Source organism: Pseudovibrio ascidiaceicola (assembly GCF_900114245.1).
Lineage (GTDB): Bacteria > Pseudomonadota > Alphaproteobacteria > Rhizobiales > Stappiaceae > Pseudovibrio > Pseudovibrio ascidiaceicola.
Map to the genome: position 1 here is coordinate 77017 of NZ_FOSK01000003.1, position 20090 is coordinate 97106.

The window sequence follows — 20090 nt, forward strand, 5'->3', positions numbered from 1 at the left end:
AACGGAGTTAGTCCGCTTTACCCAAAAACGGCTCAATCGCCGCTCCGTCCACAAACGTCCCAAGACGCTTGATTTCCCATTCCAGACGCGTCCCTGTCTTTGCCAGAGCATCCCGGCGAACAGTCTCGCCAAGCATTTCCAAATCGTGAGCGGTAGCGTCTGCAACGTTCAACATAAAGTTGCAGTGTAATTCCGACATTTTTGCGCCGCCGATCTGCAATCCACGGCATCCAGCTGCATCAACCACCTTCCAGGCACTGTTGCCTTCAGGATTTTTGAAAGTTGAGCCACCGGTTTTCTCGCGAATGGGCTGTGCTTTCTCACGATGAGCAACAACTTCAGCCATTTCCACCCGGATCTCGTCTTCACTTTGCGCAAAACCTTCAAACACCGCACTGGTAAAAATCAGGTCCTTTGGCGCAGAAGAATGGCGATACGCATAGCCCATTTCCTCATTGGAAAGAGTCAGGATTTCGCCGGATCGTGTCACCGCGTTAACGTTAACAACGCGGTCCTTTGTCTCGGTGCCGTGAGCCCCTGCATTCATGCGCAGCGCTCCACCAACAGCACCTGGAATACCGGTGTAGAACGCGAAGCCACCAGTACCGGTCTTCGCCGCTTCTTCCGCCAGCTTCTTGTCAGGAACGCACGCCCCTGCCCGCAGCTTATGTCCGCCCAGATACTCGACCTGACCAAACCCGCGGATTGGCAAACGAATAACAACACCTTCAATGCCGCCATCACGCACCAGCAGGTTAGAACCAAGCCCAACCACAGTCACAGGCACATCTTCAGGCAGTGCCTTCATGAACACAGCCAGATCAGCTTCATCAGCAGGCTGGAACATCAACTGCGCAGGGCCACCCACCCGAAACCATGTCACCGCAGAAAGCAGCTGGTTCGGGATCAGACGACCACGGATATCTTCGACAGCATCACCAAGCCGTGGCAGCAGATCAGGGTAGCTTACAGTTTGGCTCATACAGTCTCTCCTTTGGGAGAAAGCGCTTCCAGCTCTACAGGCAACTTGTAAGCCCACTGAGTAATGTTCCCTGCACCAAGGCAAATCACCAGATCACCTGGCTCCGCCAGCTCTGCAATCTTGCCAGCCAACTCATCAGGACCGGCAATGCTGTGAACCGAACGGTGACCACCAGCACGCAGACCAGAAATCAGATCAGCCTGATCAGCCCCTTCAATCGGCTGCTCACCAGCCGCAAACACAGGGGTAATCACCACCTTGTCTGCATCGTTGAAGCAGGCACAGAAATCATCAAACAGGCTCTGCAAGCGTGTAAAGCGGTGGGGCTGCATCACAGCAACCACCTTACCTTCAGCTGCCTCGCGCGCCGCATGCAAGACGGACTTGATCTCCACGGGATGGTGCGCGTAGTCATCAAAGAACTCCACACCGTTCCACGTCCCGGTATGCGTAAAGCGACGCTTCACTCCGCCAAATCCTGCCAGACCCTTGCGGATGTTCGCATCAGAAATACCGAGAGAATGCGCCAAAGCAATCGCAGCTGTCGCATTGGAAACGTTGTGCAGACCCGGCATTGGCAACACCAGATCCTTGAGCTCAGTCACCTTATCCCCGCGGCGATCATGAATGATCACGGTGAAGATGGACTTGCCACCCTTAGTCGAGACATCAGTAAAGCGAACATCAGACTGTGGGTTCGTGCCATAAGTGATGATCCGGCGGTCTTCAATCTGACCCACAAGGCTCTGCACCTCTGGGTGATCCAGACACATAACCGCAAAACCGTAAAACGGAACGTTCTCAACAAACTGGGCAAACGCAGCGCGGACACCATCAAAATCACCGTAGTGATCAAGGTGTTCAGGATCGATGTTGGTTACAACAGCAATATCAGCAGGAAGCTTGACGAACGTCCCATCAGACTCGTCCGCCTCAACCACCATCCAGTCTCCTTCACCCATGCGGGCGTTGGTACCGTATGCGTTGATGATGCCGCCGTTGATAACAGTCGGATCCATGTGGCCAGCATCCAGCAGCGCCGCAACCATGGAGGTCGTCGTCGTCTTACCGTGTGTGCCGCCAATGGCAATCGCTTGTTTAAAGCGCATCAGCTCAGCCAGCATTTCGGCGCGGCGCACAACAGGCATGTTGTTTTCGCGTGCAGCCTTGAGCTCAACGTTGCTACCCTTAATAGCGGAAGAGATGACGCAAACATCAGCGCCTTCCAGGTTCTCTGCAGCATGACCGACCATGACCTTGATGCCCTTATCACGCAAACGCTGCACGTTTGCATTCTCGGACATGTCAGAGCCCTGAACACGGTAGCCAAGATTATGCAGCACTTCGGCAATACCGCTCATTCCAATGCCGCCGATACCGACGAAGTGCACTCCCCCAATGTCTACTGGCATTTTCATGAGGTAATCTCTCTTTGTTCATTCGCCGGTGCAGCACCAACAAGTGTTTCGGTCAGATCCGCAAGGCGCTGTACAGCTTCCGGCGCGCCCTGCGCCTGTGCTGCGTGTGCTGCCTGTGCAAGACGGCCCGGATTATCCATGAGTTCTTTCAGCTCACGGGCCAGTCGTTGCGGATCAAGTTCTTTTTGTGGGATCGGCCATGCGCCACCTGCCTCAGCAAGCACATTCGCATTCATGCCCTGATCGTTATCAAGAGCACCCGGTAAAGGCACCAGAATAGAAGGACGCCCAATCGCTGCCAGCTCACATACAGTACCAGCACCGGAACGGCTGATAACCAGATGAGCCGCCGCAATACGCTCAGGCAAATCAGTAAAGAAGGACGCAACCTGCGCCGCAACACCCATCTCGCGATAGGAGCTTTCAAGTCCTTCCAGATCTTCAGGTCGCGCCTGCTGCACAACGACCAGCTGCTCGCGATCTTCCGGCGCCATCAGCTTCAACGCCTCTGGCAAAATCTGAGAGAACACGCGCGCACCCTGCGAGCCACCAAACACCAGCAGATGAAAAGCGCCACCTTTTTCTGGTGCGTTATAGGCCTGACCACACACCGCGATCACATTGTCACGCAGTGGATTGCCGGTCATGGTCGCTTTAGCAGCCAGATCAGCAGGCAATGTTTTAAGCGGAAAGCTGGTTGCAACGGCACTTGCGCCTTTGGCCAGCATCCGGTTCGCCCGACCCATCACAGCATTGGCTTCATGCAAAATGGATGGAACACTTAAGAGACGGCCAGCAAACATTGGCGGAAAGGTCGGATACCCGCCAAAGCCAACAATCGCAGCAGGTTTAGCTGCGCGGATTGCTTTCATGGCCTGCAACGTACCCAAGCCAAGCTTGATCGCCGTTTTGGCGAGAGAAATCGGGTTCTTGCCACGAATGGTGTCGCTTTTGACCAGATGCACGTTATCTGCTGGAAAAGCACTGCCGTACTTGTCTGCGCGACTGTCCGTGATCAGCTCAACACCATACCCACGGCGCTTCAGCTCACAGGCCAGCGCTTGTGCAGGAAACAGGTGACCACCCGTTCCTCCAGCAGTGAGCATAATCTTTGGCTTCATTTCACTCTCCGACACAGGCAAAACTCTTTTAGGCAGGCTGCACAGGGGCAGCACGGGTAACGGTAATAATCGGGTTCTTGCGCGGCTGCGGGCGTTTCCGCGTCAGCGCCAGCACAAAACCCATCGTCAGGGAAATCGCCATCAACGACGACACACCTGATGAGATCAACGGAAGGGTCATTCCCTTCGCAGGCATAAGGTTGAGGTTCACCGCCATATTGATGGTGCTTTGCAGGCCAAACATGACGATAAGACCGGACGACGCCAGACGGCCAAACGGATCCTGATCCTGCGTTGCCATGTAAAGACCGCGCAGCACGACAAACGCAAACACGGTCACCAGCACCACACAAACGATGATGCCGTATTCTTCCGCAGCCACCGCAAAGATAAAGTCTGTATGGCTATCCGGCAAAATCCGTTTCACCGTACCTTCACCCACACCACGGCCAAGCCACCCGCCAGCAATGAAGGAGTCGATGGCCTTATCGATCTGGTAGGTGTCTCCGGAAGACGGATCCAGAAAACGCATGATACGCCCGCGCACGTGCGGCAGATACGTAAAGCCTGCAGCAACGCCAAGAATGCCCATAACGCCGAGCGGCACAATCGCCAGCCAGGAAAGCCCGTTCAGGAAAAACAACGCAAACAGCACAATAGTCAGCAGCATGGTCTGCCCAAAGTCAGGCTGCGCCACCAGCATGGCGGCCACAATGCCAAACAGAAGAATGGAGATCAGCTGCCCCGGAATGTCCTGCGCTTTGCGCCCTTCAGACAACAGGAACGCAATGATCACCACAAGCACAGGCTTGATAAACTCTGATGGCTGAATGGAAACACCAAACAAGCTCACCCAGCGCCGCGCACCTTTAATGTCAGACCCGAAAAACAGCGTGCCCAACAACAGCACCAACATCACGCAGAACACCACCAACGCCACGCGGCGTATATAACGCGGCGAAAGCGCAGAAACGCCCAGCATCACAGCGGCGCTTGGGATAAGGAAAAGCGCCTGCTTCTTCACAAAGTAAAAGCTCTCAAGCCCGAGGCGTTCAGCAACAGGAGGGCTCGCTGCAAGAGACAACACCAGACCAGACACCATCAGCGTGAAGATGCCGATCAGCATGTAACGATCAATCGTCCAGAGCCATTCTGCAAACGCACTGCGATCTGTACGTGAAACCATCAGCGTGCCCCCTCACCATTCAGCATTTTGGCAGCAGCAACAGCCGCTCTCTCAAATGCATCCCCGCGAACTTCGAAGCTCTTGAACTGGTCAAAGGACGCACAAGCTGGAGACAGCAGAACCACTGCCTCTTTGCTCTTGTCACGCGCCGCATCGCGCGCTGCCGCTTCAACAGCCATATCCAGACTGCCGAACTTGTGTGCCTCAACTGAGCCGCTTAGTTCCTGCTCAAACTCTTCCGCCGCTTCGCCGATCAGGTACGCTTTAACAATCTTCGGGAAGTAGGCTTTAAGCGAAGAAATCCCGCCCGCCTTCGGACGACCGCCAGCAATCCAATAAATCCGGTCAAACGCTGCCAGCCCATGCGCAGCAGCTTCTGCATTGGTCGCCTTACTGTCGTTCACAAACAAAACCTTGCCTGCTTCAGCAACCAGCATCAAACGATGCGCAAGACCCGGGAAGGTCGCAAGCGCAGCCGCAATCTCGTCAAGCTCCAGCCCAAGTGCTGCACAAACCGCAACAGCAGCAGAGGCATTCTGCCCATTATGAGAGCCACGCAAAGTGTTGGAGGAAGACAGGTCAGCCACAACCACCTGCTCTTCATCAAAAACCTCAAAGACCTTACCGTCTTCAGCATAAACGCCAAACTCGACAGGCCCCAGACAAGAGATCAGCTCAACCGGCTCACCGCTTTCTGCACGGCGCTGCGCAATAGCTGCACTGAATTCATCATCCACGCCAACAACAGCAAGACGCGCCGCTTTAACGATCCGCTCTTTGATGGACGCGTAATTCTCCATGTTCCCATGCCGGTCCAGATGGTCCGGCGACAGGTTCATCATTACCCCGATATCCGGCACAAGACTTGGCGCAAGATCGATCTGGTAGGAGGAGACCTCAACCACATAGACACGATCCTCGGAAAACTCTTCGAGATCCAGAACCGGACGGCCAATATTGCCCCCCATCTGAACATCCATGCCGCATTCTTTGAGCACATGAGAGATCAGCGCTGTCGTGGTGGATTTGCCGTTGGTCCCAGTGATGGCAACGAACGGCGCCTCAGGACAAACCGCTTCCCGCTCATTGACGAAAAGCTCCACATCCCCAATCACCGGAATACCAGCCTGCCTCGCCCGCTCCACACTCCAGTGCGGTGTCGGATGCGTCAGCGGAACACCCGGCGCAACAACCAGTGCTGCGTAGCGGGACATATCCGCTTCACGCAGATCGATCGCAGCAAGCCCGTATTCTTCAGCGGTGGCAACGCTGGCCTCATTATCGTCCCACACATCAACCCGAGCACCGCCAGCCTCAAGCGCACGCGCAGTCACAAGCCCGGACCCTCCGAGCCCGAACAACGCGACTTCTTTGCCTGCAAGATGACGGATAGGGATCATGTGTCGAACCTCCTAGCGCAGCTTCAGTGTGGCAAGACCAACAAGGGCCAGCACAACAGCAATGATCCAGAAACGAATAACCACCTGGCTCTCAGTCCAGCCCAAATGCTCAAAGTGGTGGTGAATTGGCGCCATACGGAACACACGTTTGCCAGTCAGCTTGAACGACGCCACCTGCACAATCACAGAAACCGCTTCCAGCACAAACAAACCGCCGATGATCGCAAGAACAATCTCGTGTTTGGTCGCAACAGCAATCGCGCCCAGCATACCACCCAGAGCCAGAGAACCTGTATCACCCATAAAGATCGCAGCTGGTGGAGCGTTGAACCATAAGAACCCGAGCCCAGCTCCAATCACTGCACCACACACAACAGCAAGCTCACCAGTGCCCGCGACATGGTGGATCTGCAAGTAACTGGAGAACACAGCGTTACCAGTCAAATATGCAACCAGACCAAAAGCCGCTGCAGCAATCATCACCGGCACAATCGCAAGACCGTCCAGACCATCAGTCAGGTTCACCGCATTGCCCGCGCCAACAACAACAAAGGCAGCGAATGGGATGAAGAACAGACCAAGGTTCAGCGTCAGCTCTTTAAAGAACGGAAAGCCGATACTGGTAGAAAATGGCTCGGCATCCAGAAGCGTCACCGCAAAAGCAGCAAGGCCTGCAATCAGGAACTCAAGACCCAAACGCGCTTTACCGCCAAAGCCTTTGTGCGAAGACTTGGTGACTTTCAGATAGTCGTCATAAAAACCAATAAGGCCGAAACCAACAGTCACACCCAGAACGATCCAAGTGTAGGGGTTGCGAAGGTCAGCCCACAACAGCGTCGCCACAATCATCCCGGAAAGGATCATCAGGCCGCCCATGGTTGGCGTACCCTTTTTTGTCAGCAGATGGCTCGCAGGTCCGTCCTCACGAATAGGCTGCCCATGCCCCTGACGCGAACGCAACGCATCAATGATGCGTGGGCCAAACAGGAACACAAACAGCAAAGCAGTCATAATCGCGCCGCCGGTACGGAACGTAATGTATTTAAAAACATTCAGCGCAGACAGGGAAGGATAAACCTCTGAAAGCTCCGCCAGCAAATATAGCATTTAGTCAACCTCAGGACTTACCGGTTGCAGCCGGTTCAGGAAAACGTTTCTTCAAGGCATCCACAAGTGGACCCATACGGGTTCCAAGGGAGCCCTTTACCATCACGATGTCGTTGGGACGCACTTCCGACAACAGGTCTTTTTCCAGTTTGTCGGAGATCTCTGAATAGGCGCCTCTGGTCTGTGCAGGCAACAGGTCCCAGAGCACCTTCATGTGAGTACCCACACAATAAACCACGTCGATCTTTGCGCGCTCCAGTTCACGCGCAAGGTCTGCGTGCAACTTGTCGGAATCTGCACCTAATTCGAGCATATCTCCCAATACGGCAATACGACGGCCATTCTTCGCAACTGGCAGTCCAGCCACCAGTTCGATGGCTGCGCGCATACTCGCCGGGTTGGCATTATAGCTCTCGTCAACAAGCAACGCCGTGCCACCATTCACATCAAGAACGGTCTGCGCACCACGCCCTTTCGGGGCAGACATTTCCGCCAGAGCCAGACCAGCAAACGCTAGGTTTGCCCCCAGCTCCATGACCCCAGTCAGCACGCCCAGTGAGTTGATCACATGGTGTGCGCCCGGAGCGCCGATCTTGTAGGAAATTTCCTGTCCGAGAATATTAGCATTCAGACAAGAACAATCTGGGTTTGCAGCTACTTTCTTGGCGATAGACTGAGCACCCGGCCGCATGCCAAAGCTAACAATGTTCCGTACCCCGGCCACAGCTGCCAGATAACGCAGCAAATCATACTGGCGGTTATCCCGGTTCAGGATCGCCACGCCGCCCTTCTCAATACCACTGAAAATCTCGGCCTTTGCACGCGCAATATCTTCAACTGAGTTAAAGGCTTCCAGATGCACGGGTTCCACAGTGGTTACGATTGCCACATGCGGACGAACCATTTTCACCAGTGGAGTGATCTCACCCCGATGGTTCATGCCAATCTCAAAGATGCCAAACTCAGTATCAGCATGCATACGCGCCAATGTCAGCGGCACGCCCCAATGGTTATTGAAGCTCGCGACAGGCGCATGGGTTATACCGGACTTGGACAGGCAAAGACGCAAAGCTTCTTTCGTACCTGTCTTGCCGACAGAACCAGTGACCGCGATGATCCGTGCTTTGGAGCGAGCGCGGGCAGCCACACCAAGGCGCTCCAACGCTTGAAGCACATCATCAACAGCCACGTATCGGCCACCTTCCGGCAGCTCCGCAAGCTTGTCACGCGCAACAACAGCGACGGCGGCACCAGCCTCAACAGCTGTTCCGGCAAATGCATGACCGTCAAAGTTCTCGCCCTTGATCGCAAAGAAGGCATCTCCGGGTTGGATCACCCGACTATCGATAGAGATTCCGGTTACGTCATCGCTCAGATCACCGTAAACATCCCCATCTACTGCCTCCAGAAAATCGTTAAGCAGCCACAGCGGCCCACGGTCTATTTCAGGCAGTTCAATCATTTGCCGCTCATATTCCGACTTAATGTCCGGGTCCAATAGGTTGATATGGGGGACGATAGTCCACTCAGGCTTGTCTATCGCTGACTTGAGCTTTGGTTTTTCTTCGGTTTTGCTCTCAAAAGCAGCGGTCTCAGCCCTCTCAGCAGGCTCCTCAGAAGCTGGTAATCCACCTAATGCTTCTGTGCCGTCCTGCTCATCCGGTTGAGTGGACTGCGATACATCCTCAGTGACCTTGGGAGCAACCTCTTCGAGACCTTCATCCGCAAGAAATGCATCCGCATCCGCGTTTGTCTCTTCTTCCGGTGCAGGAGCACTCTCAGCGTCTGCTTCTGCTTCTGCTTCTGCGTCTGTCTCAACCTTCTCCTCGGCTTCGGCTTCGGCTTCGGCTTCGATAGCCGCTAAATCACCCAGCAGCTCGTCTTCAAGTGCATCCGGTGTGTCTTCCGCAACATTCGGAAAGCCATCCTTGCCAAAATCAGGATCATGGCTTTCAACATCAGCTAATTCTGCATCTGCCAGATCATCAGCACCCAGAACGTCTTCTTCCAGCGCCAGCCAGTCTTCTTCCTCTTGGTCCTGCGCATCATCAGGATTTTCCGGCAGAGCAGCTTCCAGCTCCTCAACACCAGCCTGAACCGCAGCCAATAGATCATCATCATCCAGCGCGTCTGCAGCAGCAAGCTCATCACCTTCATCTGCAAGAAGATCCATCTCATCCAGATCAAGCGAGATCTCAGGGAGATCATTCTCAACAGCAGGAGAGGCACCATTCTCAGCAGAAGCTTCAGCCAGCGCTTTCTGGATTTCTTCATGGTCAGAGAAAGGCAGGACTTCCGTTCCAACAATCTGCCCTATTTCATGCCCCTTACCGGCCACACAAAGCACATCACCTTCCTGCAGCATCTTCACCGCTTGGCGGATGGCAAGTGCACGATCCCCAATCTCAAGAGCAGCAGGACAGGCAGCAACAATCTCCTCACGAATTTTGTCAGGATCTTCCGTGCGCGGATTATCGTCAGTCACAATGGAAACATCCGCAAGACGAGCAGAAATCTCGCCCATCAACGGGCGTTTACCCGCATCACGATCACCGCCACATCCCAACACACTGATCAGGCGACCAGCCGCAAAGGGGCGCAAAGCTGCAAGCACATTCTCCAGCGCTTCCGGCTTATGAGCATAATCAACAAACACCAGAGCGCCGTTTTCACGTGTGCCCACATGCTCAATTCGACCCGGCGCGCCGCGCAGAACAGTCAGCGCTTCAAGAACAGTTTGAAGCTCCACACCAGCAGAAATCGCGAGACCCGCAGCAATCAGCGCATTACTCACCTGAAAATCACCAGCCAGCGGCAATGCAACAGAGAACACACCCTCAGCCGTTTCCAGCTCAAGAACCTGACTAAACCCTTCCGGCTGAACGCTAAGCACCTTCAGATCATCGCCGAAGACACCGGTCGTAAACGTCTTAAGGCCGCGCTCCTCCGCAATCGCCAGAACGCGGTCAGCAAATTGCGTTTCCGGATCAACGACAACCACACCATCATCCGGCAGCAAGTCGCGGAACAAACGCAATTTTGCCTGAAGGTAGTCTTCCACCGTTGGGTGGTAGTCCATGTGGTCTCGGCCAAGATTGGTAAAGCCAGCCGCAACAAGGCGCACGCCATCAAGACGATGCTGGTCCAACCCGTGGCTGGACGCCTCCAGCGCAGCATGGGTAATCCCATCCTCAGCCAGACGCTTAAGGTCTTCATGCAAAGACACAGGGTCAGGTGTGGTCAATCCACCATAGCTCTGCCCTGTCGATGTGACGGTTCCAATAGTTCCAAGACTGGCGGAAACAAGCCCGGCATATTCAAAGATCTGACGCACGAAAACGGCAACTGACGTCTTACCCGCAGTGCCAGTCACTGCAACCATCTTCTCCGGCTGTTTGCCAGAGAAAGCCGCAGCCATCAAAGCAAGTTCCCGGCGCGCATCTTGTGCAGCGATCAACGGAACCTGTTTGGCTTGCTTGCGAATTTCATCAGAAAGTCTGTCCGCATCAATCAAAATAGCAGCAGCACCCGCGTCCACGGCCTGTTCGATAAACTGCGCACCATCAACTTTCGCGCCCTTAAGGGCAGCAAAAACAAAACCGGGCTCCACTGCTCGACTATCAGCAGTAAGCCCTGAAATATTAAGAGTATCAACCCCGTCTGGCCCTTCGCCCTCGGCGGAGTTTATCTCTTGTTTTGTAAGGTCTTTAAGCAACATAGCGTCGATATGTCCGGCCTATGAGACATGAATGTGGCAAACCAGATTTGGAGAACAATTGTCTTCATATTTCCCCAAAATCTCCGTGTATTGCCTCATTCAATTCTCCTGTTTAGTTCCGGTTCTGATAGGAAACCGGAATTGTTTCTGCGTCATCTGCGAAATCAGGCACCACGCCGAGCATTGGTGCAATTCTGCGGATAACAGATGCAGTGGTTGGCACTGCATTCCACCCTGCGGTGGAATAACGTTGCCCCTCCACTTTTTGCGGCTCATCCAAAACAATCAAAACGAGATACTCAGGATTGGACATCGGGAACGCCGACATGAAGGAATTCAGATAAACCCCTTCAGCATAACGGCCATTCACAACCTTCTGCGCTGTTCCAGTCTTACCGCCAACATCATAACCCGGCACAGCAGCACGCCGCCCGGATCCACGCAGGACATTTTCACGGTTGAGATACCGAAGGATCTCACTGGTTTCTGGTTTCAGAACCTGCTTAGCAAGCTTGTCAGCTTCTTCCTCACTGCGAGGCAGGAACGTTGGTTCAAGATATTTACCGCCATTGACCAGCGTTGCACCCGCAACAGCCATCTGCAGCGGCGTTACCCCCAAACCATGACCAAAAGAGATCGTCATTGCGGCAAGGTCATTCCACTTCGGTGGAAGCAGAGGCCGCGCAACGCCAGGAATCTCCGTGTTCATTTTTTGAGTCAGACCCACTTTTTTCAGGAATGCCTTCTGCTCCTCAATGCCCGCTTTCTGCATGACCTTGATGGTGCCGATATTGGAGGAGTAAATGAAAACTTCAGGCACAGACAAAACACGACGCTTGCCGTGGAAGTCATCAATCTTCTGACCTGCAACACGGATAGGCTTGGTGGCATCAAAGCCATCCTCCAGCTTCACCTTGCCACTGTCCAGCGCCATCGCGATAGTAATGCCCTTGAAGATGGAACCCATCTCAAACACACCGCCGGTCACCCGGTTCATACGTGCTTTTTCAAGTGCTTGCTGACGGTTATTCGGGTCAAAGTCCGGCAGCGACGTCATGGCGATCACTTCACCAGTGTCAGCCTTCAGCACCACACCCATGGCCGCCTTAGCCTTGTAGTATTCCATGGAACGACGCAGCTCATCGCGCACCGCATGCTGAACACGCAGATCAACCGAAAGCTTGACCGGCTCCATGGTCCGATCCTGCGTAAAGCCAAGATCCTGCAGATCCTTCAGCCACGCCTGATCGACGTACTTCTCCATGCCGGAAAGGCCCTGGTTGTCGACATTCACAGTCCCCAGAATGTGACTGACCGTCTGACCTCCTGGATAAAACCGCTTATTGCTCTCACGGAAGCCAACCCCCGGCAGACCCAGCGCATGTATAGCCTGACGTTGTTCAACCGAGATCTCACGCTTGAGCCAAGTAAACAGCGCATTGCTCTCAAGACGCTTCTTGATGACAGGCGTATCCAGCTCCGGCAAAATAGAGATCAGTCCATCAAAGACTTCATCCGTATCAGGGATCTTGCGCGGCTCAGCATAAAGCGCAGCACTCTTGATATCGGTCGCAAGGATTTCACCATTGCGGTCAACAATATCAGGGCGCGCCTGAGCAACGGAACTCTGTGCAGCAAGGAACCGCTCAGCAGGATCCCCATCCTGCAAACCAAGCAGGATCAGACGACCAGCAATAGCCCCGTACACAAACACAAAAATCGTCATCGCAAAGAAAATGCGCGAGCGTCCCGGACCACGAAGCCGGATCGCACTTGTGCCATGCTTTTGGTTCACATTAGACCGCCGCAAAAAGGAGCTGTCAGCTTTCCTGGCCACGAGCCCCTCCCTTACTGCACAGATGTAACGCGACTGGCGTAACCGCTCATCGCATCAGCAGAGACTGGCTCCATCAGAACAGGCCTAACCGGCAACGCCTTCAGTGTCGTGATCTGTTCCGCACGCAGTGGCTCAAGCTTCAAAATATCATTGTAACGATCAACGATACCCTGCAAACGCCCGGGCTGATTAAGCACACTCCACTGGGCTTTGTAGTAACGGATATCGTCTTTTTCCTTGGCAATCTCAGCAGAAAGCTGACGCACCTGATCGGCAAGGTTTTCGTTAGACATCTTGATGTCGTAAACGAGCGCAGCACCAATAACCACCGCAACAACAAAGAACAGATTTACGAAGCGCAGCATAGCTTAGCCTCCTAGACCGTGGAATGAAGCAAGGCGTGGAACGCCTGCCGCATGAATATCTAATTCCCGCGAAGGCGTATCCAGACGCCGACCAGCTCTCAAACGAGCAGAACGCGCACGAGGATTATCAGTAATCTCCTCAACGCTGGCATCCTGATTGCCCTTCACGATAAACTCGAAAGTCGGAGGAGGAATATCCATCTCTGGCATATGGCGTGATCCACCACCACGGGTCTTGCAACGATCCGCAAGGAACCGCTTCACGATGCGGTCTTCCAAACTATGGAACGTCACAACAACCAAACGCCCACCCGGACGCAAAATCCGCTCAGCCGCAGCAAGAGCACCAGCTGCCTGATGCAACTCACCATTCACATAGATACGCAGTGCCTGAAAGGTCCGCGTTGCTGGATGAATGCTTGCCTTTTTCGGATTACGCTTCACCACCTTTTCAATAACGCGAGCAAGCTCAAGCGTTGTCTCGAAAGGCTTCTCTTCACGCGCCTGACAAATGGCATGGGAAACACTGGAAGCACGCTTCTCTTCACCAAGCATTCCGATGATACGTGTCAGGTCCTTGCGCTCCATGGTATTCACCACGTCCGCCGCACTTGGACCATCCTGTTCCATGCGCATATCCAGCGGCCCATCAAACCGGAACGAAAAACCACGCTCCGCCTGATCCAACTGCATGGAAGACACGCCAAGATCCATCACCACGCCATCGACAGCATCATAGCCAAGCGCACGTGCATGATCCTCAAGATCAACAAACTGACCATGAACCAGCTGCAAGCGCCCATCAGACCCTTGTTCCAGAACGCGACCGTCACGGATCGCATCCGGATCCCGGTCAACGCCAATCACACTGGCTCCAGCCTCAAGAAAAGCCCTGGAGTAACCACCAGCACCGAACGTGCCGTCAATAATCACATCACCCGGCGCGGGGGCCATTGCCTCCCGCACCCGTTCCAGAAGGACTGGAATGTGACGCGCTGGTCCGCCAGCGATACCGGATTTGTCTCCGTCGCCGCCCGTCATCATAGTGCCCCTCCGGCTGCTGTCCCCGGCGCACCGCCGGAGGACAATACTGCAAGCGCCCGCTTCATGGCCTCGTCGCGGTGCTTGGCGAACCTCACAGGTTCCCAAATCTGAAACTTAAACCCCTGCCCAACAAAGGTGACTTCGCCATCAATGCCGGTGTGGTTGCGGATCATCTCAGAAAGAACAATCCGGCCATCCCGATCAATCTTCAGGGTTTCACTGGCACCATAAAGCGCCGTGGACAGAGCGTCGTACTCCATTGAGAGCGTCGAAAACGCATCAAGTCGTTTTTGGATTTCAGCTGTAAGTCCGTTACCACCTGCATCAACCGCCTCCTGAAAAGGAGATGGGAAGCAGTAGAGTCCCTCAAAGCCGTCTTTCGCTAACGCCGCACGGAAGGGCGCAGGGATCGATACACGACCCTTTGCATCCACCCGATTGGTGAAGTGCGAAACAAAACCAGCCATTGGTCCTCTCTTTAATGAGCCAGATCTTCTTGATCTGTCATCGGCACATCAAACAACTCTCCACTCCTTGGAGAGCCAGCGCTCAAATCAGGCAAAAACAACAAGATTACTGAAGTACAAACCGGAATATCCCGGGAGCCTATGGGATACCATGGGATGCCATGGGACGTCAATGAACCCACCAGCCCAAACCGAAAAGAATGCCCCTTAACATCTGGTAGTTATCACCAATTATGGTAAACGAAGTATTGATAGGAGTTTACGCAGGGATTTCTGCGAGTTACACGCATCCAAATTGCGATTACAACCAGAAGTACTCACAGTTTTTACAAAGGGCGAAGAAAGAATTTCGCCGATTAGCTCTAGTGATTTTAACCTATCAGCCTTGGCAAAACTCCGTTTTTCCCATGTCGGGCCATGAAATTCCATGCCCATTCAGAGCACAGTGGGGCAATTTCCCATACCTACCCACGATTGTTCTGAGTCGATAATTTCTGCCGGAAAGACACGTCACGCACCACGATCACAATTGGTTTTGTTGGTTATTTTGATCGCTCAAACAAAGGAGGCCGGCAGCTCTGCCGACCTCAAACCTCATCAGAAGACGCAAACTAAGCCGTTATCTGGCGAGACCAAGCCCAACCAGATAATCTGCACCCTTGCGCAAAGTGGTCTCATCCATGATCTCAAGGATCAGGCGTGGGTTGCTTTTCAGTTTTGCCAGTTCCGCAAACAGAGGCGCCCACGGAATAGACCCCTCACCCGGATTCCAGTGACGGTCAGCATGGCCATCAATGTCCTGAATGTGCACGTGCTGCAAAGCATCACCCGCTGACTTGATGAAGTAATCAACCGGTGGCGCGCCATAACAGGAGTGCATGTAGTGAGCATGGCCGGTATCAATTGAAAGCGCCAGAGCTTCGCTCTCAAAACTCTTCAGGATCTCCAATCGGTAGGACGGATCCAGATCTTCAATGTTCTCCAACACGATGACACAACCCATGTCCTCCGCTTTGGCAACAACGTCCTTCAGGTTTGCATGGATCATTTCCAGCTTCATCTGGCGACCATTGTCATAAAGATCGAGGTTGTTGTGATCCCAGATCGTGTAAGGACTATGCAGCACCATCTGGTCTGCACCCATCTTGGCGCACAGTTCGATGCCCTGATCCAACCGCTTGCGGACAGCCTGCTGAAACAGCGGATCAGCCGCAGATAGATCTAAGTTCCAGAACGGGCCATGCAAACCAAGACGCCCCTCATGTCCATTCAGAAGCTTCTTTGCTTCTGCGACCAGATCATCGCACCCGTTGTCCAGCAAGTTCCAATTATAGAAATCCTGCAGCTCAAGGTCCCGAGGCAGTTCCAGCAACCATTCACGATGTTGGGGAAGATGTTTGACGCACATTGCTGCGCCTAAAACCGGCAAATCACTCATGCGGCTATTCCAAGATAAGGCCTCAAAAGGCACTGCTTTCAGTTATGCCTTTGCTCTTACATGTCAAAGGCATTACATCGCCTAAAGCTGCTTACCTTTATTCCGGCTCGCTCTCACTGCTTTAAGCGCTCATCCCGCCGCATATATTTTGCGGCAATCGGAGCACCATGACAGCTTCGATTTGCGCGGTCTACGTACTATTCCAGAGCGAGCGAGAGCATCAACAAAAAATGCGCATAACACATTCAAAAGCTGACGTTCTCGTAAGCTCATCACACTCAGTTTTCCATTCGCACAAACGCAGTTGCCGCACGGCGGACTGAGCGCCAGATAAAGACGAGTAAGCCGATAAGCGCCATACAGGTCAGCACAGTGGCTACAATCCGAAACGTCCCGGCAAATCCAACCGCAGCAATCAAAGGAATGCTGACAAAAACAGAGAGGAACTGGCCAAGGAAAACGGAGGAAGTCAGCACCCCACCTGCCATACCACGCCGGAAACTCGGAGCCACTTGAAGTGCAATCGCCGGAAAGTTCGGCATCGCAAGCGCATACCCGGCCCCCATAGAGGCCGTTCCAAGGAACACACTCCAGGTTTCCTGCAAGGTCAGCAACATCAACCCAATCGCCATAAACCCATAGGCCAACGTAAATGCACCACTGTAACCAACACGTGCTTTAATCCGCCCATAAAGCAGAGCCGCTGTGCCACCAGTCAACATCAACGCGCCCAGCGCAGCACCTGTCATACTCGCACTGTCATAACCTTGAGCATCCAAAAAGAACGGCAACTGTGTCGGCATGAGGAAGAAGATCATATTGGTCAGCATTTGTAGCAAAGCCAGCGCTGCCAACAACCAGACCCAAGCCGGAGATCCATCGTCTTCTGCACTTGCAACCTTCTTTGCAACAGCAGAATGCTTCACTGGTTCGCTGATATAGCGCCACAAGAACGGCACCATGAGCAGCGCGAGCCCATAAATTGCAAACGGCAACCGCGGAGAGGTGACGGCCAACAATCCAGCCATTGAGATAAAGAGAAAGCCGCCAAAGTTGCGAGCAGAAGTCTGTAATCCCATCAGCGAGCTGCGCTGGTTGCCGACAAAGTAGTCACCGATCAAAGCTGTTTGCGCCGTCATCACCATGGCAACTGCAATGCCAAGTCCCAGCCGGCTCACCAATATGCTCGTCAGATCCGGCAGGACCATGCCAGCGCTTCCCATCACAGCAAACAGCAAAACACCTACAAGCAACAGTGCCCGCCGACCGTAGCGATCTGCAATCACTCCAGCCAGCGGGGCACAGATAATAACAGTCAGCGACGGCGTTGAGACCAGAAGTCGGGACAACCAAAGAACATTCGGATCATCCCGAAACATCTCCTCCAATCCAGCAAGTGCAGGACTGATCGTTGCGTTCGCCATGACTGTTAAAGTAGCCGCCATTAAAAGAGCAATTGCTCTGGGGTCTTTCCAGACCTGTTGTTCGGGCTCCACGTGCACTTGTTTCATTTGCTTATCCTCTTGCAAAATTACCCTGTTGAGATCAGGATACGACTTCAAGTCAACTTGAGGTCAAGTATGAAACTGCTGGATATTGGAGAGATCACCGAACGCTCAGGCGTGAAGCCCTCCACACTGCGATATTATGAGGAAGTTGGGCTCATTCAGTCCATAACGCGGCACGGTCTCCGACGTCAGTACGAGCCGCAAATCCTGACGAAACTCTCTCTGATCACACTCGCCAAGGCAGGTGGTTTTTCGCTGACAGAGATTGCAGGCATGTTTTCAGAAAAAGGGCAGCTTCAGATCCCGCGAGAGCAGATCCGTGAACGTGCTGATCTGATTGATGAGCAAATCAAGGAGCTTACAGCCCTGCGCGATGTCCTGCACCACGTGGCCGACTGCCCCGCCCCAAGTCACATGGAGTGCCCCTCCTTCCAACGCATGCTCAAGGCATCAGACAGACGAAAAACGACAAAGAAAAAACCGCCGACCAAGTAGCCGGCGGTTTCCTATTCTCAGGACGTGATTGCTAAGTTCAGTTTACTTCGCTGCACGCTCAACAAGCTTAAGGCATACCTGTGTCGCACATGCCATATCCTGCACGCTGATCCATTCCAACGGGCCATGGATTTCCTGCATGCCCGTAAAGATGTTCGGACAGGATGTACCCTTCGCAGTCAGCACAGAACCATCAGTTCCGCCACGGATCGGCTTGGCAGATACGCTCAAGCCCATGTCCTCATAAGCTGCCTTTGCAAGCTCAACTGGGGTCATGTCATCCCGCAGCCAATGATGCATGTTGCGATACTGTTCTTTCACCTCACAAGAGATGGAAGCACGCGGCTCGCTCGCCTGCACAGCCGCACACACCTGCTCCAGCAAATCAGCTTTTGCTTCAAGACCTTCCAACTCAAAATCACGCAGCACAAAATGCAACTCTGCTTCAGCTGCATTGCCCACCATGTCGGCAACAAAGATAAAGCCATCACGACCATCGGTGGTCTCAGGTGTCATCGTGGCCTGCGGCAGCATGGTGATGATCTTGCCTGCCAGATGCAACGCATTGACCAGCTTATCCTTCGCATAACCAGGATGCACGGAAACACCAGTGATCTTTACTGTCGCGCCATCAGCACAGAAATTCTCATAGTTCAACTCGCCCACTTTGCCGCCATCCAGCGTGTAAGCGAAATCTGCACCCAGAGCACCCGGCAGCTTGTCATGAACACCACGCCCGATTTCTTCATCCGGCGTAAACGCAATGCGCAGCTTGCCATGAGGGATCTGCGGGTTTGCAAGCAGATGACGTGCAAGACACATGATGATCGCAACACCAGCCTTGTCATCAGCGCCCAGCAAAGTGCTTCCGCTGGCAGTGATAATGTCATCACCAATCTTCTCACCAAGATAACGGGAGTTCTCAGGAGACAGGGACAGCTCAGAGGCATCCGGGAAGGAAATTGCTGAGCCATCATAAGCACGATGAACACGCGGCTTCACACCTTCAGCATGGTAGGCTGGGGCCGTATCCACATGCGCAAGCAAGCCAATCACGGGCCCATTCGTCTCGATAGTCGCAGGAATGGTGGCAAGAACAACGCCGTACTCGGTCAGCTCAACGTCACTGGCACCAATCTCCATCAGCTCAGCACGCAGCACCTTTTGTACATCAAGCTGGATCTGAGAGCTTGGGGACTCCGAGCACGTCTCATCGCTCTGGCTATCAATAGCCGCATAGCGAACGAGGCGTTCTTCCAGTTCCTGATCAAATTCTGTTCTCATAGAAGATCTCCTTGCAGTTACCTTCTATCTGCGCGAAGCCCCCTCAACTTTCAAGTTGGAACACTGCCATAAGAGCAAAAGCAAACCGGTTTTACCGCACTTCACTTGCAATTTTCCCTGCAAACCCAAAAAGAACGAAGCCCGATAAAACACGGAATCGGCGATACCGCGCCTGAGTGATAAAGCGCGCCCGCAACAACGAGGCCAACGCAGAATAGCCACTCAAAGACAGAACAGATATGCCGCAAAATGTTGCAACCAGAATGCTCGCTTGTGGCAGCAAGGCCAGCTCAGAGCTCATGACTTGCGGGAACAGTGCAACAAAGAACAGGATCGCTTTGGGATTGGTCACCGCCAGTAAAAATGCTTCCCAAAAGAGCGTCAGTCCAGAAACAGAAACGCTGACATCACCCGATAAATCAATCTCCTCACGCTTGAAGATAAACTTCAGCCCAAGCCAGACCAGATACCCAACGCCTAACCACCGGAACAAGCTCCACAAAACCTCAGAGGTGAGCACAAAGCTCACCACACCGCCCGCGCAAAATGCACCTGCAATCGCAAGCCCCAGCGTATTACCTAGGATAGTCGGAAAAACTCGGCTCATCCCCAACTGCGCAGCCCGCCGCACCGTGTTGAGGATCGCTGGCCCCGGCGTGACAATATTCGCCGCGGAAATCAGCACAAAAGAAACCCAAACCCAAAAATCCATTATTGTAT

At 53.6% G+C, this 20090-nt stretch carries 16 protein-coding genes; 1 reads left to right on the forward strand and 15 read right to left on the reverse strand.

The window, feature by feature from the left end; genetic code table 11:
• Positions 1 to 7 precede the first annotated feature (7 nt).
• The 13 genes from murB to BM231_RS07065 all read right to left on the reverse strand — a co-directional run bounded on the left by murB (position 8) and on the right by BM231_RS07065 (position 17594).
• The gene (gene murB, locus BM231_RS07005) at positions 8 to 982 is read right to left on the reverse strand and encodes a UDP-N-acetylmuramate dehydrogenase (RefSeq protein WP_093518009.1); all 975 of its coding nucleotides are present in this window, start codon (positions 980 to 982) and stop codon (positions 8 to 10) included.
• Entirely contained in the window at positions 979 to 2400 is a 1422-nt protein-coding gene (gene murC, locus BM231_RS07010) for a UDP-N-acetylmuramate--L-alanine ligase (protein ID WP_093518011.1), read from the reverse strand. The genes murB and murC overlap by 4 nt, the downstream gene beginning before the upstream one ends.
• Positions 2397 to 3521 carry an undecaprenyldiphospho-muramoylpentapeptide beta-N-acetylglucosaminyltransferase gene (gene murG, locus BM231_RS07015; protein ID WP_093518020.1) on the reverse strand — a complete coding sequence of 375 codons (1125 nt, stop codon included), beginning with the start codon at positions 3519 to 3521 and terminating at the stop codon, positions 2397 to 2399. Before murG ends, murC begins: the two co-directional genes overlap by 4 nt.
• A 28-nt stretch (positions 3522 to 3549) precedes the next feature.
• Positions 3550 to 4707: an FtsW/RodA/SpoVE family cell cycle protein gene (locus BM231_RS07020; RefSeq protein ID WP_093518021.1), complete on the reverse strand. Its 1158-nt coding sequence runs from the start codon at positions 4705 to 4707 to the stop codon at positions 3550 to 3552.
• On the reverse strand, positions 4707 to 6107 hold the full coding sequence (murD, locus tag BM231_RS07025) for a UDP-N-acetylmuramoyl-L-alanine--D-glutamate ligase (protein ID WP_093518022.1): 1401 nt from the start codon (positions 6105 to 6107) through the stop codon (positions 4707 to 4709). Before murD ends, BM231_RS07020 begins: the two co-directional genes overlap by 1 nt.
• A 12-nt stretch (positions 6108 to 6119) precedes the next feature.
• Entirely contained in the window at positions 6120 to 7214 is a 1095-nt protein-coding gene (gene mraY, locus BM231_RS07030; RefSeq protein WP_063289943.1) for a phospho-N-acetylmuramoyl-pentapeptide-transferase, read from the reverse strand.
• A 10-nt stretch (positions 7215 to 7224) separates the two neighbouring features.
• The gene (locus BM231_RS07035) at positions 7225 to 10932 is read right to left on the reverse strand and encodes a UDP-N-acetylmuramoylalanyl-D-glutamyl-2,6-diaminopimelate--D-alanyl-D-alanine ligase (RefSeq protein ID WP_093518023.1); all 3708 of its coding nucleotides are present in this window, start codon (positions 10930 to 10932) and stop codon (positions 7225 to 7227) included.
• A 112-nt stretch (positions 10933 to 11044) separates the two neighbouring features.
• The gene (locus BM231_RS07040; RefSeq protein ID WP_167550277.1) at positions 11045 to 12769 is read right to left on the reverse strand and encodes a peptidoglycan D,D-transpeptidase FtsI family protein; all 1725 of its coding nucleotides are present in this window, start codon (positions 12767 to 12769) and stop codon (positions 11045 to 11047) included.
• 11 nt (positions 12770 to 12780) lie between these two features.
• On the reverse strand, positions 12781 to 13134 hold the full coding sequence (gene ftsL / locus BM231_RS07045; RefSeq protein ID WP_063289946.1) for a cell division protein FtsL: 354 nt from the start codon (positions 13132 to 13134) through the stop codon (positions 12781 to 12783).
• 3 nt (positions 13135 to 13137) lie between these two features.
• Positions 13138 to 14175, reverse strand: a complete 1038-nt coding sequence (gene rsmH, locus BM231_RS07050) for a 16S rRNA (cytosine(1402)-N(4))-methyltransferase RsmH (protein WP_208860204.1) — start codon at positions 14173 to 14175, stop codon at positions 13138 to 13140.
• Positions 14175 to 14645, reverse strand: a complete 471-nt coding sequence (locus tag BM231_RS07055; protein ID WP_063289948.1) for a division/cell wall cluster transcriptional repressor MraZ — start codon at positions 14643 to 14645, stop codon at positions 14175 to 14177. Before BM231_RS07055 ends, rsmH begins: the two co-directional genes overlap by 1 nt.
• A gap of 619 nt (positions 14646 to 15264) precedes the next feature.
• A complete protein-coding gene (locus tag BM231_RS07060; RefSeq protein WP_093518025.1) occupies positions 15265 to 16083 on the reverse strand; it encodes a sugar phosphate isomerase/epimerase family protein in 819 nt (272 codons plus the stop codon).
• 278 nt (positions 16084 to 16361) lie between these two features.
• A complete protein-coding gene (locus BM231_RS07065; RefSeq protein ID WP_093518026.1) occupies positions 16362 to 17594 on the reverse strand; it encodes an MFS transporter in 1233 nt (410 codons plus the stop codon).
• A 69-nt stretch (positions 17595 to 17663) separates the two neighbouring features.
• On the opposite strand from BM231_RS07065, the gene BM231_RS07070 reads away from it, so the two are divergent.
• Complete coding sequence (locus BM231_RS07070; RefSeq protein ID WP_093518027.1) at positions 17664 to 18086, forward strand: helix-turn-helix domain-containing protein; 423 nt, start codon at positions 17664 to 17666, stop codon at positions 18084 to 18086.
• A gap of 42 nt (positions 18087 to 18128) precedes the next feature.
• Here BM231_RS07070 and pepT read toward each other — a convergent pair whose 3' ends face one another.
• The gene (gene pepT, locus BM231_RS07075) at positions 18129 to 19370 is read right to left on the reverse strand and encodes a peptidase T (protein WP_093518028.1); all 1242 of its coding nucleotides are present in this window, start codon (positions 19368 to 19370) and stop codon (positions 18129 to 18131) included.
• Between the two features lie 91 nt (positions 19371 to 19461).
• Positions 19462 to 20082, reverse strand: a complete 621-nt coding sequence (locus tag BM231_RS07080) for a LysE family translocator (RefSeq protein ID WP_093518029.1) — start codon at positions 20080 to 20082, stop codon at positions 19462 to 19464.
• Between the last annotated feature and the right edge of the window lie 8 nt (positions 20083 to 20090).

Excerpts from the sequence above, each read along its gene's own strand:
- murB (WP_093518009.1), bottom strand. The coding sequence starts at position 982 with ATGAGCCAAACTGTAAGCTACCCTGATCTGCTGCCACGGCTTGGTGAT.
- pepT (WP_093518028.1), bottom strand. The coding sequence starts at position 19,370 with ATGAGAACAGAATTTGATCAGGAACTGGAAGAACGCCTCGTTCGCTAT.
- BM231_RS07055 (WP_063289948.1), bottom strand. The coding sequence starts at position 14,645 with ATGGCTGGTTTTGTTTCGCACTTCACCAATCGGGTGGATGCAAAGGGT.
- BM231_RS07020 (WP_093518021.1), bottom strand. The coding sequence starts at position 4,707 with ATGGTTTCACGTACAGATCGCAGTGCGTTTGCAGAATGGCTCTGGACG.
- ftsL (WP_063289946.1), bottom strand. The coding sequence starts at position 13,134 with ATGCTGCGCTTCGTAAATCTGTTCTTTGTTGTTGCGGTGGTTATTGGT.
- BM231_RS07035 (WP_093518023.1), bottom strand. The coding sequence starts at position 10,932 with ATGTTGCTTAAAGACCTTACAAAACAAGAGATAAACTCCGCCGAGGGC.
- murD (WP_093518022.1), bottom strand. The coding sequence starts at position 6,107 with ATGATCCCTATCCGTCATCTTGCAGGCAAAGAAGTCGCGTTGTTCGGG.
- rsmH (WP_208860204.1), bottom strand. The coding sequence starts at position 14,175 with ATGACGGGCGGCGACGGAGACAAATCCGGTATCGCTGGCGGACCAGCG.
- BM231_RS07080 (WP_093518029.1), bottom strand. The coding sequence starts at position 20,082 with ATGGATTTTTGGGTTTGGGTTTCTTTTGTGCTGATTTCCGCGGCGAAT.
- BM231_RS07070 (WP_093518027.1), top strand. The coding sequence starts at position 17,664 with ATGAAACTGCTGGATATTGGAGAGATCACCGAACGCTCAGGCGTGAAG.
- mraY (WP_063289943.1), bottom strand. The coding sequence starts at position 7,214 with ATGCTATATTTGCTGGCGGAGCTTTCAGAGGTTTATCCTTCCCTGTCT.
- murG (WP_093518020.1), bottom strand. The coding sequence starts at position 3,521 with ATGAAGCCAAAGATTATGCTCACTGCTGGAGGAACGGGTGGTCACCTG.
- BM231_RS07060 (WP_093518025.1), bottom strand. The coding sequence starts at position 16,083 with ATGAGTGATTTGCCGGTTTTAGGCGCAGCAATGTGCGTCAAACATCTT.
- BM231_RS07065 (WP_093518026.1), bottom strand. The coding sequence starts at position 17,594 with ATGAAACAAGTGCACGTGGAGCCCGAACAACAGGTCTGGAAAGACCCC.
- murC (WP_093518011.1), bottom strand. The coding sequence starts at position 2,400 with ATGAAAATGCCAGTAGACATTGGGGGAGTGCACTTCGTCGGTATCGGC.